Source organism: Vibrio sp. MOR3 (assembly GCF_001557775.1).
Lineage (GTDB): Bacteria > Pseudomonadota > Gammaproteobacteria > Enterobacterales > Vibrionaceae > Vibrio > Vibrio jasicida.
The window spans coordinates 50103-67607 of the sequence record NZ_LNRD01000004.1; the positions used below are offsets into that span (position 1 = coordinate 50103).

At 43.9% G+C, this 17505-nt stretch carries 14 protein-coding genes; 3 read left to right on the forward strand and 11 right to left on the reverse strand.

Annotation, left to right across the window (positions count from 1 at the left end):
• Positions 1 to 35 precede the first annotated feature (35 nt).
• Positions 36 to 1442 (reverse strand): PTS transporter subunit EIIC, encoded by a 1407-nt coding sequence (locus ATB76_RS09955; RefSeq protein ID WP_227742621.1) that lies wholly within the window; start codon positions 1440 to 1442, stop codon positions 36 to 38.
• Positions 1443 to 1728: 286 nt separating this feature from the next.
• Here ATB76_RS09955 and ATB76_RS09960 point away from each other — a divergent pair, with 286 nt between their 5' ends.
• A complete protein-coding gene (locus ATB76_RS09960) occupies positions 1729 to 2928 on the forward strand; it encodes an enolase C-terminal domain-like protein (RefSeq protein ID WP_045410766.1) in 1200 nt (399 codons plus the stop codon).
• A 51-nt stretch (positions 2929 to 2979) separates the two neighbouring features.
• Here ATB76_RS09960 and ATB76_RS09965 read toward each other — a convergent pair whose 3' ends face one another.
• Positions 2980 to 3696: a GntR family transcriptional regulator gene (locus ATB76_RS09965; protein ID WP_039987390.1), complete on the reverse strand. Its 717-nt coding sequence runs from the start codon at positions 3694 to 3696 to the stop codon at positions 2980 to 2982.
• A gap of 408 nt (positions 3697 to 4104) precedes the next feature.
• Between ATB76_RS09965 and ATB76_RS09970 the strand changes: the two genes are divergently transcribed.
• Positions 4105 to 4491 carry a DUF2541 family protein gene (locus tag ATB76_RS09970; RefSeq protein ID WP_005434277.1) on the forward strand — a complete coding sequence of 129 codons (387 nt, stop codon included), beginning with the start codon at positions 4105 to 4107 and terminating at the stop codon, positions 4489 to 4491.
• A gap of 113 nt (positions 4492 to 4604) precedes the next feature.
• Here the strand turns inward: ATB76_RS09970 and ATB76_RS09975 are convergent, their stop codons facing one another.
• The 8 genes from ATB76_RS09975 to ATB76_RS10010 form a co-directional block, all read right to left on the reverse strand.
• The gene (locus tag ATB76_RS09975) at positions 4605 to 5600 is read right to left on the reverse strand and encodes an OmpA family protein (protein WP_038877505.1); all 996 of its coding nucleotides are present in this window, start codon (positions 5598 to 5600) and stop codon (positions 4605 to 4607) included.
• Positions 5601 to 5610: 10 nt separating this feature from the next.
• Positions 5611 to 6651: an adhesin gene (locus ATB76_RS09980; RefSeq protein WP_038868883.1), complete on the reverse strand. Its 1041-nt coding sequence runs from the start codon at positions 6649 to 6651 to the stop codon at positions 5611 to 5613.
• Positions 6651 to 7409, reverse strand: coding sequence for a molecular chaperone (locus tag ATB76_RS09985; protein WP_038877503.1), 759 nt, complete (start codon positions 7407 to 7409; stop codon positions 6651 to 6653). Before ATB76_RS09985 ends, ATB76_RS09980 begins: the two co-directional genes overlap by 1 nt.
• Before the next feature lie 17 nt (positions 7410 to 7426).
• A complete protein-coding gene (locus ATB76_RS09990) occupies positions 7427 to 9892 on the reverse strand; it encodes a fimbria/pilus outer membrane usher protein (RefSeq protein ID WP_081094901.1) in 2466 nt (821 codons plus the stop codon).
• A gap of 69 nt (positions 9893 to 9961) precedes the next feature.
• Complete coding sequence (locus ATB76_RS09995; RefSeq protein ID WP_009706582.1) at positions 9962 to 10495, reverse strand: fimbrial protein; 534 nt, start codon at positions 10493 to 10495, stop codon at positions 9962 to 9964.
• A gap of 332 nt (positions 10496 to 10827) precedes the next feature.
• Positions 10828 to 11562, reverse strand: a complete 735-nt coding sequence (locus ATB76_RS10000) for a helix-turn-helix domain-containing protein (protein WP_038868877.1) — start codon at positions 11560 to 11562, stop codon at positions 10828 to 10830.
• A 394-nt stretch (positions 11563 to 11956) separates the two neighbouring features.
• Positions 11957 to 12757 (reverse strand): tyrosine-type recombinase/integrase, encoded by an 801-nt coding sequence (locus ATB76_RS10005; protein ID WP_038868874.1) that lies wholly within the window; start codon positions 12755 to 12757, stop codon positions 11957 to 11959.
• Positions 12758 to 13325: 568 nt separating this feature from the next.
• Positions 13326 to 13754 (reverse strand): Spy/CpxP family protein refolding chaperone, encoded by a 429-nt coding sequence (locus ATB76_RS10010; RefSeq protein ID WP_038868873.1) that lies wholly within the window; start codon positions 13752 to 13754, stop codon positions 13326 to 13328.
• A 208-nt stretch (positions 13755 to 13962) separates the two neighbouring features.
• Here ATB76_RS10010 and ATB76_RS10015 point away from each other — a divergent pair, with 208 nt between their 5' ends.
• Positions 13963 to 14289: a (2Fe-2S)-binding protein gene (locus ATB76_RS10015; RefSeq protein WP_038877498.1), complete on the forward strand. Its 327-nt coding sequence runs from the start codon at positions 13963 to 13965 to the stop codon at positions 14287 to 14289.
• 65 nt (positions 14290 to 14354) lie between these two features.
• Here ATB76_RS10015 and ATB76_RS10020 read toward each other — a convergent pair whose 3' ends face one another.
• Positions 14355 to 17105 (reverse strand): M16 family metallopeptidase, encoded by a 2751-nt coding sequence (locus ATB76_RS10020; protein WP_038877495.1) that lies wholly within the window; start codon positions 17103 to 17105, stop codon positions 14355 to 14357.
• Positions 17106 to 17505 lie beyond the last annotated feature (400 nt).

A 17505-nucleotide genomic window follows, 5' to 3' on the forward strand; every position in this document is an offset into this window, starting at 1 on the left:
TGGACACGACAGGTCTACATAGAGAGAAGAGAGGATTATTTATTATCGATGCGTACGAACATCATGGTCATTGCGAATGACAGCGTAAACACACCAATCACACCCAATACCGCTTGAACAAAGTTCTGAGTACCACTTGCCAAGTAAGCTGGCAGGCTGAATACCGAAGATAGGATGTAGCTTGTTAGGTGTGTATCGATAGTCACAGAAATCGCGCCTACGATACCTGTTGCTAAGCTCGCCATGAACAGTGCTTTGGTGTACTTAGTCAGTACGCCGAATAGTGCTGGCTCTGTGATGCCAAGGATTGCGGTCACACCTGAGCTTACGGTTACTGAAGATTGCTCTTTGCTTGCGTATTTACGTTGCTTGTACCAAATCGCCATCGTCGCGCCTGCAATACCTAGGTTACCCAGACACATAATAGGCATTAGCAAGTCTTTTCCGTACAGCGCGAAGTTGTTCAAGCTGATTGGCGTCATGCTGTGGTGAATACCGAATACGATGGTAATTGGACGAGTTAAACCAAACACAAAGCCCGTCAGCGTTGGTGAGATCTCTAATAGTGAGCTCACAACCCAACCTGCGCCGTTACTTAGCCACATCCCCGCTGGGGCTACAACAGAAAGCACAAGAGTCGATGTCACAGTGAAAGCAAGTAGCGGCGTGAATACTGGTTTGGCAGAAGCAGGAACTAACTTATCTACCATAGGGGTGATTTTAGACAGAACCCAAACCGCTAGAATCGCAGGTACGATCGCGCCGCCGTAGTTAAGCAGCTCAATTGGAATCACACCAAATACGTTCAATTCCGGAGCATTACCAGCTTCAGAAAGAATGGTCGCTTTTTCCAATAGTTTTGGCGACATCATCGCTGCAGCCACTGCTAACGCAATGTATTCGTTCACCTTAAACACTTTCGCCGCAGAGAAAGAGACCAACATAGGTAGGAAGAAGAACACCGCAAGAGAAATCGAACGGAAGAAGAAAACGGTATCTGAGCTTTCTGAAATCACGTTGGTCGCAATCAAGCCCGATAGCAGCCCCATCAACATGCCCGAGCCCGCAATCGCAGGCACGACAGGGCCAAAGATGCCCGCCACCACGCGCATTGCGTTTTGGAATAGCTTGCCTTTCTCTTGCTCGATTTCTGCATCTTCTGGTGCAGCACTTGCTCCAGACAAGGCTAAGTACCATTTTTCAACGTCGACACCGATGATCACCTGCGTCTGACCTTGTCCAAGCACCACGCCTTTTACGCCTTGAATGGCTTCAAGTTTTGCTTTGTCGGCTTTCGATTCGTCCACCAGCTTGAAGCGCAAGCGGGTCATGCAGTGGGTAATGTTAGCAATGTTCTCGTTGCCGCCAAGTGCCGCGACCAATTCTTGTAGTTTCATGCTAAAGCTGTCTGCCTTACCTGACGACGCATCGCCAGTTGCCATGTTTGTTTGTGTCAATTGCATCATACTTTCCTATGTGCTTTGTCTGCTCATTCACTGCGCTCATCTTAGCTACTGGAGGTATTTATCCAATCGACAAATTAGTGATTAAACTCACATTAAAACGGCTAAAAATTAAATTTTCGGCTTTTTTCGCCAATTGGTTCGTTTTTCTTGCCGAATTCAAAACAGGAACGAACCAGTTAAATTTAAGCATGATTTACCGCTTGTAATTTGTATTTTTTCACGCTTATATAAAATAAATCCTGTTAACCAGAGATAGTTTGAAGTGAACAAAAATACCATATCAAATATTGAGTGCGTGATTACCAAGCCAGACAGACATAACCTGATTACTGTTATTGTAGAAACAGAATCTGGTGTAACGGGCTACGGTTGTGCGACATTCCAACAACGACCATTGGCAGTAAAAACCATGGTTGATGAATATCTTAAGCCATTATTAATTGGTAAAGATGCAAATAATATTGAAGATCTGTGGCAAATGATGATGGTCAATGCATATTGGCGCAATGGCCCAGTGATCAACAATGCTATTTCTGGTGTTGATATGGCACTTTGGGATATTAAGGCAAAAATAGCCAACATGCCGCTTCATCAATTATTTGGTGGTAAATCTCGTGATGCTATTCAAGTATATACGCATGCCACCAGCGATACGATGGAAGGCTTGTATGAGCAAGTCGATAAATACTTAGAACAGGGTTATCAACATATTCGCTGTCAGTTAGGATTTTATGGTGGTGTGCCAGAAAATATTCAAACGGCGCAAAACCCAACCCAAGGCTCTTACTACGATCAAGACCAATATATTGAAAACACGGTAGAAATGTTCAAAAACCTACGTGAGAAATATGGCAAACAATTCCATATTCTTCATGATGTACACGAGCGTTTGTTCCCGAACCAAGCGATTCAATTCGCGAAACAAGTTGAGCAGTATAACCCCTTCTTTATTGAAGATATTTTGCCGCCAAGTCAAACAGAATGGTTGGATAATATCCGCAACCAATCGAGCGTGTCTCTAGCGCTGGGTGAGCTGTTTAACAATCCTGAAGAGTGGAAAGCGTTGATCATCAATCGCCGTGTCGACTTCATCCGTTGCCACGTGTCACAAATCGGTGGCATCACACCAGCACTGAAACTCGGTCACTTCTGTGAGAGCTTTGGCGTTCGTATTGCTTGGCACTGCCCACCAGATATGACGCCGATTGGCGCCGCAGTGAATACTCACTTAAATGTGCATCTGCACAACGCTGCGATTCAAGAACATGTAGAGTACAAAACCAATACACAGCGCGTTTTCCCGAACGCAGCAGAGCCAATCAACGGTTACCTATACGCATCTGAAATTGCAGGTATCGGTGTGGAGATGGATCGCGAAGCGGCGCAAGACTTCCCTGTTGAATACCGCCCACACGAATGGACGCAAAGTCGTTTACCTGACGGCAGTATTCACACGCCTTAATGCCTCGTTTGTCCTAGCGACGGCGTTAAATGCAGACCTAAAAAACGACCGCTATTCGCGGTCGTTTTGATCTCGGTAGTTAAGACTCTCGGGATTAAACTTGGTGTGATAAGTACACTGGTAATTAATATCAATAATATCGCTCACCACAAAGACTTCACCTGTTTTTAAGAATCCTCGATTAGTAATATTCATCGCGGAACTATTACGTTTACAACCCAATAAATCCGCATCTTCTTTAGAAACATTAATTGCTTGATAAGTAGTTAAATAACTGTCGATTTCTAAACCTAAAGACAACACGTGTTTCTGTAATGAACTCTCAATAATCTCATCGGTAATTTTAGGAAACATACTTACGGGTAATTTTGTTTCCTCAATCTGTGTCACTTTACCCTGAATTAATCGTAGACGTTTAATATTCCACAGATATTCATCTTCCTCGATAGAAAACATCTGCATTTCATGCGTAGTGGGTAGACGTTTATTCAGTTTTATTTTCTTGTATGAAATCTCACCAAATTTATTTTCAGTGACCGAATTATAGATGAGTGGCGAACCAATAATTGAGGTATTAACGAAATAACCTGAACCCACTTTGGATTTCACAATACCAATCGCTTCAAGTTTGGACAGCGCCTTCCGTACCGAAAAACGAGAGATATCATACTTTTCCGCCAATTCACGCTCAGATGGCAACTTCACATCGATGACGTTTTGACAAATTTTACTGATGATATCTTGAACCAATTCTTCGTATTTCTTCATAAGCATTCAATTATTATCGACAATAAGTAATTTATACCATTTTTTACTTATCAATATAATCCAAATACCAAAACTTAGAAGCAAAATAGAGAGTGTATACAGGCTCAGTTATTCAGTATTGGGGCTTTTTAAACGAACTGCATCGTTGTCTAGTTTGAATACTCACCTTCTTGTACTCAGACCATACAGATAACCATTGGCATCGAAAGCACTTTAAGAGATCGGTTTTAAACGCGCCATATCACCGACAACGCCCTTACTTGCCTTTGCTCTCGGCTGATAAATTCTCACATTTATGCAATCAAAGTCAGCGGACTGTGAAATTTTATTCACAAAGAAAAATATTGCTAGCTGAATTTTATTGAGCTCGACTATGATTCGCGCTCCTGTGTTTTGGTGATTTTTTAAATGAGAATTTATACCGCTATTATCACTGCAGCATTGGCTGCAACAACACTTATCGCTCCTGCACACGCAGACGATAAATTCACTTTAGGTCGTACTATCTTGCTTGAGCACGGTAATCTAGCTGCAAAAATCCCAATGGTGATTTGTCGCAACACCAACGCGATCAAAGTGAAAGCAGAGAAAGACCTAGAACTAAGAAAGGTCGTTGTGCGATTCCAAAACGGTGACGAGAAAACCATTCGCTTCCACCGTGATTTAAAGAAAGACAAGATGACCGACTGGCGTTACTTCGGTTACCGTCGCTGTGTGAAAAACATCGAAGTATACGGTAACTCAGAAGGCTCTAAAGCGGGCGTGCGCGTTTACGGTAAAGAGAAGAACGATTAATCGTTACTGATCTCGACATTCAAAAGGGATGAGTATCCTCCTCTCTACGAATACAAAAATCCCTCGTCGATTGGCGAGGGATTTTTATTGTCAGTCAGAAACGAAGAAGGTTCTTATTCTGGCACAACCAATTCGGTTCCATTGACCGTAATTTCGACTTTGCGCGCGGCTTGCTCGCGATGTTCTTGTTCAATGACTGACGTCTCAAGACGAATGTTGTTCGCTTTCACGCCGTGCAAAATCAAGAAATCCGCCACGACTTTTGCTCGCTCTTTCGCTAAGTGATTGTTGTACTCCAGATAAGCAGGCTTACTGTCTGCCCCTCCTGTCACCACCACTTCATAGCTTTCCAACTCAGTAATTCGAGTGGCCAACTGCATCAACTGAGCTTCCATCTCTGGGTTGAGCGATGCATCGTCATAGCTATAAACCGGACTGTTCTCCGCTAGAATCACGGTTTGCTCTTCTGGCGTATCCTCTATGTGCTCAATAGGTTGCGGATCGTAACTGCTGCTCGACCACGGATGAAGCACCAGAGACAAGTTCACCTGACGCAACTGCTTGGTGTCTTTTTTGTCGTAGTACTGATCGAGCACACTGACATTAAACAGATTGTCGAATTGCAACGAGACGTCGATGTACTCACTCAGAGCATAGTAACCGCCCACCGACAAGTACGGTGCCACGCCGCTGGTTTCTGTCGGTGAATCTAACTGAGGCTTGTCCATGTCGGCGTTGTAGACGTAGCCACCCACACCAGCAAACAAACCACCATCGCGCCACAGTGACCATTTGTGTTTGGCGAGAATGTCCAAACCTTTCATGTCAAAACCATTGCCGTCCGATAAACTGCGATAGCCTAACTCATAGTCAAAAGACTGCGTCGAGATACCTAAGCTGTACTTCAAACTGGTGATGTCGTTGTCGTGCTTGTAAGGATCGTCTTTAAACTGAGCGAGTCCCCCTCCCACTTGAAAATACAACCCATTGGATACCAAAGTATCGATAACGCCTTTCTCGGGTTCGTCGACTTGCTGAGCCTCTTGTGCCAAAACTGGGGAGAGTGCAAAAACAGAAATCGCGAACAAAATCATTTGTTTGTAATTCACAAGCCTTCCCCTATAAGTAAGAAACGGTGTACACCACCATTCCCTCGAACTTCCCTTTCTTAATGTTGGCAGGGTCGAAAGGCACCAGTTTGGCGAGGTAACGGTCATAGCCGACTTGCTCTACTTCGTAGCCATCACCGACAGGCTCATTAAGTTGCACCTCTTCACCACTTGGGGTGTAAAGCTTGATGCCGTAGGATTTGATTTCTTTGCCGCTTTCGTCAAAGACAGGCACATAAGATCGGTTGGTCAGATCACGCACGTTATCAAAATAACCACGCAGCTTAACGGATGGACAATCGGCTCCGTACTTTAAGTTGCGAACGATAATAGTGAGAGGGCGAGGCTCGGTTTGCACAATATCGTCCACACCAATGCGCCCGTAGTCGATGTTATTGTTCTTGATCTCCAGCTCAACCAAACATTTAGAAGGCTTAAGGATGTCCATGTTCTGAATTACGCTGCGGTAGTTCGCATACGCACCGTTGTAACCTAACTCCCCATCTAACTGGAAAATGTTGACCGGCGCGCTATATCCAGAGAAGTCCCCCGGCCCCGTAACAATGATGGGCTGGTATGTAATGGTTTTGGATGTTTTAGTGCGTGATTCACAAGCGTTGTTGTCTTCACTAGCACTACACTGAGGAACCCTGAAGCCATCGACCGCCGTTTTTACACCATAAATATCTCGGCCTTCATATCGAAACCCTACCTTAATACCGGGAATATTCGGGACGACGGTATCTCCCGTTTTACCGGGCCAAAAGAACACTTGTTCGGGGAAATCCTTCAGGTGAGGGAAATTCGTCGCATCTTTATAGCAAGTAACATTCACCGTTTGAGACGGGCCACGCCATACCACTTGCCCATCAGGCGCATCAATGGGTACCGATGCAGAAGGATCAATGTAGAAACTGCTTACACCGCCAGGACCACTCCCACCAAAACTCCCACCGGCTTCTGTGCTGTAGCAGGCTAACGCCCACGCATTGGGAGCCATTGAGAGCCCCGTAACGAGCAAACAAAGTGTTAGAAATAACGCTCTCATCATTAACCCTCACTTTCGTCTTTGGCCGTGCAAATGCTTTTTGAATTGCAGAAATAGGTGTTGCTCACCGTGGCACCATAATCATTGATGTGGCTTAACGTGTATCGGTCGCTCTTTTCTACTTTCAAGGTTCTGCTAGTAAACGGCGCCAGCATCACAGGGGTGAAACCCGTCGCGTCTTTTTTCGCTTTCCCCACCATCAACTCAGAGTAAGTCACGTAAAATGGCGAACCGTTTTCTACCAAGATCTTATTGCTGTCCGTGCGCTTAATTTTGGTCGCGCTCGCCACCGCTTTATCGACGCGCTTAATCTTGTCCAGACTGGAAGGTCGATAGAAAAATTTGATCACCGATTCAATTGCAATTTGGATAGAACCACTGGCAGTCTCTGTGACAGCATCATCGTGCTTGTCATGCTCCGAAGGCGGCACTTCGCGAACATGTAAGAAGTAAGCCGTTTCCCTGTCTTGCGGCAGTTGGGAAGCGGTTGGCAAAGATTTGATGCGCAACATGGCGTAATCTTTACTCTCGATTCTCAACACGGGTGGAACAACGATGAATTTGTCTTCTACATCCTTTCCGTCCATGTCCGTCAACCAAGATTGCGCCAAGAATGGAATGTCAGCGGGGTTCTTTATTTTGACGGTCTCTACCTTTGAGTTACCTTCATAAACCACACGAGTTCGGTCTAAAGCCAATGCTGCATTCGCCGATGCCGAGACCATCAAACAACACATGACGGCTAGAATTGATTTTTTCATAACTTCTCAACTACTGATTAATTATCACAATGAACGGAACGGATGACTTCTTTACTATTTAGGATTGAGTCATCAATGATTAAGTGGCAGCTTTGGTTATCCCCCCAGCTCACACTGATTTTTGAATCGAGATTGACGCCGACCAGATAAGCCGTTGAGTCTTGCCCAACAATGCCAATCTCTTGATTGAGTTCGTCGTCAAACACCAATGCGCCAAACGGAATGTCTTGTTCGCTTTGCAAGTGCGCCATAAAGTTGCTGCCTTGGCGGGCCTTAATTTTTTGATAGCCAATCGCACCTTCGGTCAGCACCATGCTCTTAACGCTGCCGAGCACCTCAACATCATCAGGTAGTGATTTGTAATCGATGGTGTTATAGCTCTTTTGATAAGGCGTCACGCCATTGATCAGCGCCAAGCCAAACGCATTGGTCTCTTCGTTGTTGCTACCGTTTATGGTGACGTCCGGTACATTCGAGTCGATAAGAATGCGCGACGTACCCGAGTTAAGTGCGCTGTATGCCAAGCCGTGTTTTGAAAGCAGCACCGTGCCCATCGCATTGGCGTTTACTTGGCTGTACGAGTTGGTTTTATAGCTGCCACCAACAGACGTCGACATGAATGAGAAATCGCGATTGTAGTTGCCACTTACGCCGTTGGATTCACCCTCGTAAACATCGTAAGCAACACGATAGTTAGAACCGTCATCATTGTTGTATCCCGAGTAGGCAAGGTTTTGAGAGTAGTCACCACTGCGTGAATTGGTTTGAACTGAGACAGTGTTGCTGCCACCGATAGGAATAGAGATCCCCAATGACCAACCTTTTTCGTCAATGCTTGGCGAGTATTCATTAATGCCCGACTCGTAGTCGTAACTGATGTATGAATCGTTCGACTTGTACAGGTTCATCGTTAAGTAGAGATCGATCCCGTTGATCTTCAACGGATGCGAAATATTAACGTCGTAACGAGAACTGTCGCGGCGATTGTCCCAATAGTTGTTTGAGGTGTAAGACAAATACGCACTGGTCGAGCCAAAGCTCTGGGTTAGTGCAATGTACTTTTCATCTTTACGGTTATTGTTCGCGGCATAGACAATGGAAGAAGTGCGGTCATCATAAGACTTCAAATACTCATCAAATTCGTAATATTGCTCTTCCGAAAATCGGTAGCCCGCCACACGTAAACCCAAGCCAAAGTCGGTCAGCGTGTTGTTGTAAGTAAAGCCATAAGACAAGCCAGAGGCATCCGTGTCGTCGCCTAATTTCGCCTGCGCAGAAGAAATATCGAATGAAGCCGCCCCGAAGTAATTCAGGTTGATACCACTACCGAAAGTGTAAGATTGGTAATCTTCAGAGAGCAGCGTTGCAGAGAACAGCGACAGGTAGTTGTTGACACCATAGGACGCTTCAGCAGAAAAGAACTCCGGCGTGTGCTCATAAGCGTCACTGTCCGGTACGCCCGCTGAAACGCTATAACGCACGTGATTAGGTCGCGTTAGGTACAGCACATCTGCACCGTTCACTTGGTAACGTTGAATCATCCCGTCGGCTTGTTTGACCTCAACATCCAACGTACCTTGAGACGCTTGTGCTAGGTCATCAATCAGATACGGCCCCGCATTCACATTCACCACTTTAAGTACGTTGCCTTGCTGGCGAATGGTGATCACCGCATTGGTATTGACCGTGCCAGAGACCACTGGCGAGTAACCGCGCAAGTTCGATGGCAGCATTTGGTCATCGCTTTGCAGGCGAACACCCGTCATTTGGAACGAGTCGTACACGTCCGAGCCAAACTGGGTATTACCGAACGTCAATTTCGATTTAATGCTGCGAATCGGCGCGTAGCCATACAATGAAGTAAAGTCACCCGAGTAGTTGTTAGATGCTTGGTAATTTGCTCGAAAGCGAAACGCTCCGGCATTTAGCCCAACAATGCCGTAGGTGGATAGATCGTCATTCCAACCGTTTTCATCGTCTTGTTGGCTAGAAAAGTAGTTAACGTTGTAATCCAGATAGAGCGCGGCGATGCCATCGTCCCATAACCGATCAGGCACAAAGCCATATTTGTACTCATTCGCGATGTATTCTTGAGGCGTCGTGATGTCTAAACGTGCTTTACCGAGATCGGACGTGACTTTGGTGTAGCCGACATCTTCAAACTGATAACACACACCACCATCAACTGAGATCGCGTTTTCTTTGTAGACTTTATAACCACGCTCGCTAAGAGGAAGGCTGTCCATTAATGCATCAGAAATGCAGGGTTTATTGTTATTAAATACAATATTTTCTTTGGTTAAGAACTCCCCATTAATATAAACCTCTAGCTCATATTTACCGTCTTCCACAAAGTTCGCATTCGAGAATTTGCTTAAATCGACACTATTTTTACTTCTTATAAAATAATCATTGAAGCTGGTCGCGTAAGAAAAAGAAGGAAAGGAAAGTACAATTATTAAACCGAGTAAATGACGACGCATTTTATCAACCAGTGTTTTTTATTAGAACGAGAGCTTTGGCTAAACAGCCAAAGCTCTCTCGGCAACTGCTTATGGGTACGTTACGCGTAGTAGCGCCCAAGATTCTGCAACACCCGCTGTAACAGGTGTTGCTGTTACGTCTACGTTTGCTTCATACGCTGCAGAGAAAGACGCGATGTTTGTGCCGTCTACGATTACGTTGCTTGCTGCTACGTCACCGTTGTCGATTGGGTTACCATCGTGAAGGATACGTACGCCAACGCCCGTTGCACCGCCTTCAACGCTGAATAGGTCGCCAGTAGTGTCTGGGTTAGAATCGAATGTGAATTCCGCTTTTGTTGCTACAGTCGTATCACAGTCCGTCAGTTTCACTTGGAAAGGCACTGGTGTAGAGCGGTCACCTTTTGCTTTAAAGATGTGCGTTGGCTGTTGACCAAGTTGGATTGTCTGATCGATGCTGTCTGGTGATAGACCACATGCTGATTCTACGATTTCACCTTTGAAGTAAACGTTGGTCGTGTTTTCTGCCAAAGCAGGGGTTGCAGACATCAGTCCAAAAAGAAAAGTAGCTGCGATTGATGAGCGAATGAATTTAGCTTTCATTTTTAAATCCCGTGTATTTTTAGCGAATAAATGCAGACAAGAAGTGATGACTTCTTATTGTTGCAATTTAGTTTTTAATAAATGTGTGGATGGAAACGTTTTATTTCCAACTCGATATGTTTGTATCGTTTCACAAACATTATGATTTTTGGTTAGCGTGAATGTTATTAAGTTCTAAATCATTAATTCTCCCTAAATTATTTGCTCCTTTTCATCAAGAAATAATGCATTCTTGTTACGAGCCTATATGTTATTTACCTGTTCCAATTTACATTCATCCAATTAAACGTTTTTCCGAAGATAACGATGACTCGACGTACAATTCGTGAAAATTAAGTGTTATTTGAGGAGCTCCAAGTGCGAATAGTCAACAACTCGCCTAATACATAATCTGACGTTCCAGAATATATATTCGAACAAAAGCCAACCTCTTCAAGCTGAAGGACTCGAGCTTTCTTTGCCGCTTTTCTTTCAGCCGCGACGATCCAAAAAAATTTTGCCTCACTTTCGTACAATAGCTCAATCAAACGCTCAATCGTCGACAGCAACGCACTGTAAGTTAAGCTTTCAGAGTGGAGAAGAATGAAAGTATCGCCTTCGATTCGATATGTGACTGATGCTAAATAGCACCCAGTAACAGACCACTGCTCCGTTCGCTCCCTACCTGTCACAAACGGCTCATACTCCTCAACGGAACAGAGACTTCTAAGAAACTTATAACCACTGCCTTTTTCTTTTAAACGCCGCCACCTCCCCTGCCTTTGGGGAAGTTCAATCAGTCCAAAATTTCCTCTTCGAAAGCGCTCAAATCTCTTCATCAGTTGAGGTTTTTTCGGAAAGCCACAAACCTTAAGTTCATCTACACTGATTCTGAGAGCTCTAAATATTTGAACCATTCGTTCAGGTGTCGGTTGTATCTTCTCGCTTTCCCAACGAGAAAGTGCATTCACATCAAGCCCAGAAAACAAAGAGAAGGAAAGATCGTGCAAGCGCTCAACTAACTCTCTTTGAGACCAACCTCTTCTCTTTCGTGTCATTCGAAGGTGATGAGAAAAGTTCGATTTCATCTACTGTTCTCCAGCACTGCTTAATTGACTTATGAATCAAGAGGTTAAATAGGCATAAAAAAGTTAAGCAATACGGACATGCTCTGTATGTTTGAGGAGGATAGGTTGTAGAATTTGTCTCGAGTTATTTGATGCTATGCCATTAAAAAATAAAGAGAAATGTACAAAAACGGCATTTTGATTCAATGGTAAAGAACAACTACGTTGATATCGATAGATTCAGCCTTTACCTGAGCAACCCTATCAAGAAATCGATGACTCACCGTGCGTTTTAGCCACAAATGGATGCAGAAAAAAGACGCAAATAATCAGCGCTAGGAATTCAAGACATTAGAAAACGTGAGGTCGCGGTCGCTTCCTCAGTCATTGAGAATATGAACTGTGTTGTTATTGGCTATGCGAAAAAGTAGTCAAACAGCCGCAATTGCGCCCTTCTTGTATCTTCATCAGATATGCCAATGTACCTCAATGTCGTCGCAACAGATTGATGACCGATGATAGTAGCAACAAGGCCAATATCCATATCACTTGAATGATAAAGGTGACGTGCAAAGATTTTACGCAGGCTGTGACAACCAATCTTGTGTTGGCGAAGCTCATCGATACAACAAGATAAGCATGAGAATACCCGCCAGCACGCTTGTCGAGAAATGACACCTCGCTGTCTTTTTGCACGATTACTGCCCAGTGTCGCTCTTGAAAAGATGAATCCGCTGTCTCGACCTTGCCATACTCTTTGTCGCTTTTTTAATGCCGTTAATGTTCGCGGACTGAGATAAGCCACTCTTTTTTTCACTGGCGCACTTTTGGTTGCTTCTTCTAATCGTGTTTGGACGCTATCTTTCCAGCAGCGAGGAACAAGATCAGTGATGTGTCGATAGTCACATACGTAAACAGAAAGCAGTTTTGTGTGATCACGCTTGTAGTAGTTAAGCAACTCATTTTTGACACTTTTTAAGACTTTATGCCTCGCTCTGGCTTGTCGGGCTAGCGTGCCTTTACTCTCAATCACAACCACTTCTCCGGATTCGAAATTGATATTATCGTAACCCAACTTGGTGATATCGGTAATTCGTAGCCCTGTTTCAATACCTATTCTCCAAATTAGCCAATACACTTCATCATGATGACTCTTGAGGTATTTCTCTGCTTTTTTTACAAGGCGCTTGTCACTGATTGCCTGTACGGTACTCATAAACATACCTTCCATTGCGTTATAATTATTAATAATTAAAATATAGTTCAAACAACCATGAGTAATAAGGATGAGTGTTCGTCAGTTATTACCCAATGCTTATTAACCCGTGTTTGAGCGTATTTTTCTCATGCTATGGTGCAGGGCAGGCAATGATTGGTTGAGCCCAATCCCCTGCACAAAATCCTCTGGACTATATCAAGCTGAATTGGCCTTCCGACAGTGCTGATCTGTTCGGTAAATACATCTCTTAACTTGATAATTTATCTAGACTTATAACTATATTGACTTTTTACTCAGAAAGATGGCGGTTTGCTTGGTGATAAGAACGGTGCTCACCCGTTAGATAAGCCTTCGTTTTGTGATCTAGTTATCATTAGAATTTTTTTACTGAACCAAGATCACAATAAGTCTCATTAAATTTGTTACGTTTTGATGACCTTAAAGCACCGCTCATAACCGTTAATTTAAGGAATGGGAAAGGTCCCTTTCATTTTTGAATGACAAGAAAAAAGACACCTATTAATCAGGTGTCTTTTTAATCAATTAGACAATTAAAATCGTTCGATTACTGAGCTTGCTGCTTCATCGATTCAAACTTTTTAATTTGTTCTTGTTGGCGCTTTTCTAACGTCGACTTCTGCTCATCAGTCAGAACGTTGTAAATGTCGTTTTGTGCTTTTAGTTTTGCAAGCTGGACATCGATTTGTGTCTTGTTAGCTCGTTCAAGCAGCGCTTTTGCTTTTGCTTCGTCAAACGATGACGCTTTTACTAACTTCTCAAACTGCTTCGCACTTTCTTGGATATCTTGTGGCGATTGCTCCTGAGTCAGCGTACTGCTTAAGTTAAGCTGAATTTCTTCAATCTTAGCTTGCTGATCAGCAGTAATGCTTTCTAAACCAAATGGTTTTGGCGCTACAGGTTGAGTGGGTGCCGCTTCTGCAAATACATTGGCACTGCTTAGGAGTAAAATTGTCGACAATAAGTAGCGTTTCATTGGGGGAACCTTTATTTACTTCAATCAGGAGTAAGGTCAGACTCAAGCGATACCATATGGTTTCCTGCCTATTATTAATGTGCGACTTTCCTTCACAAAAACAGCATTAGAAGTGCATCGCAAGGAACCGAACAAAAAATAAGGAAATGCGTCGTCTTTTTTCGGCCTCTGTCGTCTTAGTTATTGTTTTACTGAATTTTAAGAGATTATGTTTACCTTCAAACCTGCAATCATAGAGATTGATAACCATCAAATCGCGATTTCACCAGATGATCAGAACTTGGTAGAAACAGCCCGCAAGGTCAAAGTGAATATCGCTGCGCCCTGCCTAAAGAACAAGCGTAAACACGGTTGCTGCCATGCTTGCAAAGTAGAAGTTAATGGCACGCCTCTTTACGCGTGTAAGGTAAAGCCTCAATCAGGCATGAAAGTGATTGTGCGCCGCGCAGATTTAGACGAAGAACGTAAACAAGCGATAAAAACTTACAGACAACAAATAAAGAAAGGCGAAACAAAGCCCTGCCAATGTGGCTAAATCGCGCAAGGAATTGGCAAAGCGAGACAGAAAAAGGGCGACTCACACGTCGCCCTTGTAGATGATTACGATTTTGGATTTAGAATAATCGTTGTTCGCTTAGCTTTGATGCCAAATGCCTCTTTCGCTTTGGCTTTTACTTCTTCTAACGTCACACTCTGAGCCGCTTTATCTACATCAAGCAATGTGTTTAAACCATATCCATGAACAAGATAGCGTGTGTAAGCCCAGCTACGTTGGCCCGGATTATCATCCAAATCCTTCATTGCAACCGCAAGTTGTTTAGCTGCGGTATCAACCTCTTTTTGAGTGATATTTTTAGCCAGTTCATCAAAAACCTTATCTAACTGCGCATCCATTTTGCTAACGTCTTTAGGATCGATTTGAGATTCCAAGAACCAGTCGGACACCATTTCACGATCTTGTGTGATTGGATAAATACTCGGGCTGTAATCCAAGCTTGCATCTTCACGTAATTGCTCTGTAACACGCGCAGCCGCAATACGTTGAAGCATGTCTTCCACAATCATGTCATGCCCAGTTCTTGGCGACTCGTGCTGATTGGTTAGACGTAATAAATACATCGATGACGGTTCGTTACCTTCTTCCATCACCGTTCGGCTTAATGCATTTGGGTTGAACTCAATCGAGTAATCCACCGGTTCCCCTACCTGCATATCAATCGAGGCGACGTATTTACGCAACAATGGGGTAATTTGTTCTGGTTCAACATCCGCCACAATGACCATTTTAAAACCGCGATTGTAGTTGAACAAAGCATCATGTACCGCTTGAACCTGCTCAGGTGTCACATCCTTTACACCATCACTTGGTAACAAACGATGGCGACTGTTTGGTAAGTACGAGTTTTCGTTCGCCGCTTTAATCCATTTCCCCATCGACGACTCAAAAAAGGCACGGCGCTGCTGAAGAAACTCTCGTTTCACCGCTTCGAGTTGGCGTTCATCCACTTTGATATCAGTGGCAATGTTGTACAAACCATTTAACGCACTCGCCAAATGCGCTTTCGGAGTAATGACCTCTATGCCATGGTTAGTTGGCCCTAAAATAGGGAACAACGAGATATCGTTTTTACGTAAATAACTGTCGAGTTCAGAACCAGAAAAATCACCCAAACCACTACGAGCTGCTGCCATCGTTGCCACGTCAAACGCAGGATACAGTGGCTTATCTAACGCGGCTTTACCACCTTGGCTGACGAAGTAAACATAAGCTCGATTGGCCGCTTTATCATCCTTTTGGAACCAAACATCCACACCGTTTGACAAGGTATACACTTGGAAACCACCCGCATCTTCACGAGTACTTACAATAGTGCCTTCTTTCTTTGGCTGAACAAAACCATCGGCTTTCGCGTACATGTTCAAAGGCTTTTCCCCCGCTTGTGCGTAAGCGGCACTCAACAGGGCAAATTCTCCAGCGAACTGAGCTTTATTTTCTGTTTTACCTAAGCCGACAACAAAACTTGCTGGCTGAGAAAGAAGAGCCTCCAACGCTTCATTCGCATGGGTTAGCGTATTGCTCTTAACAAACGTCGACAAGCTCAATTCATAGCCTGCTTTGGATTGGCTCACTGAATCTTGTTCTAGTTGGAATACACGCGCTTCTGCATAGCCTGCTGGTTTGCGTTTCGACCAATCAGAATCGAGATTAGCCAGCTCCCCATACCAACCCGACATGATCCCGTCGAGTTCTTGTTGAGTAACACCATAGTCACGCAAGGACGTCAATGTGTTCATGAAGATTTGTTGGATTTTCTCTCGGCGCTCTGGTGCAAATGAAACACCAGCAGACATCATGCGGTGATAGTTTGAAGAGTATGGTTGTGCGTACGCGTATTGAAATGACTCCGCAGCATCATTCAAAACACTAAGTAGGCGTTGTTGAATAAGTTGAGCACTGATTTCATCTTGCCATGCTTTATGTTGATCTTGCATGGTTTGACGACTCACCGAATCTCGGTCGATAATCAAATGCAAACTCGGCGACTCCATCTGACTACTTGGCAAAATACGATCTGCATTTTTTGCTCGGATATCACGACGTTTTTCAACAACAGCATCGGATGTACTATCCCAGTTAGAAAACTTACTCTCAATAATCTTAGTCAGTGATTCTGCATCCACATTACCCGTCACGATAAGCTCTGCGTATTGTGGTTGATACCATTTGTCATAAAACGTTTTGAGTGCAGGCGAAGTTGTGTTTTCTATAGAACTACGTGTACCAATAGGGTCGTGCTCTGCGTAAGGCGTTCCTTCAATTGAAGCTTGGTACGCGTTAAAAGATAGGGATTTATCATCGGGACGAGAACGTCGCCACTCACCTAAAATGACGCCTTTCTCTTTCTCCACTTGTGTTGGATCAAACTGAATACCATCACTGATGTCGCGCATCCAAGTTAGCGCATCATCAAGCTTGTCAGGGTTAGCCAAATCCAACTTATAGGTCGTCTGTTGATAGGTCGTTGTGGCATTGATATCTGCACCAAAACTGCCACCAGAAGCTTCAAACAACTTCACTACATCATTACCAGAAAAATGGGTACTGCCGTTGAACGCCATGTGCTCAATAAAGTGTGCATAGCCTTTTTGATTGGCTTCTTCTTGGAATGAGCCAACGTTCATCATCAAACGTACCGAAACTTCTTCATCTTGAGTTGGGTAAATGTGGTATTTCATCCCATTGGGAAGTTGGTCAACAACCCAATTAGGGTCAGTTTGAAGAGGTGTAGATTGGGGCGTCAGAGCGCACCCTGACAGCAATAATGCGGGAATTAACAACGTGCTACGCATAACTATCGTCCCTAACAATGATTAATTGAGGCAATATATCGATCACGTCATATGCTTGATATTTAATATGAAATATACGCCCGAATAGTAAGACTTCGATCACACTTTATAAAAATAAGAATCATTTACAAAGACTTAGATAACGCTTTGCTAATTTAAAATTAGGTTTCTTCAGTATGGATGAAGCTGATCGTCATGCACCGATTAAATTCTTGCGCTAGCGCACAAATAAACCGACTCGTTTAACCCTATTCTATTTTCTCCTTCCACTACTTTTGTCTTCATTTGACCCGAAAGGGCGAAAAAACCGTACAAAAAGGCATAACAATCATCACCATCACCTGTCAGCGAAAGCAAACTCCACAGAGAGTACGGCAGACTTTTATCTAGGGAAACGGCT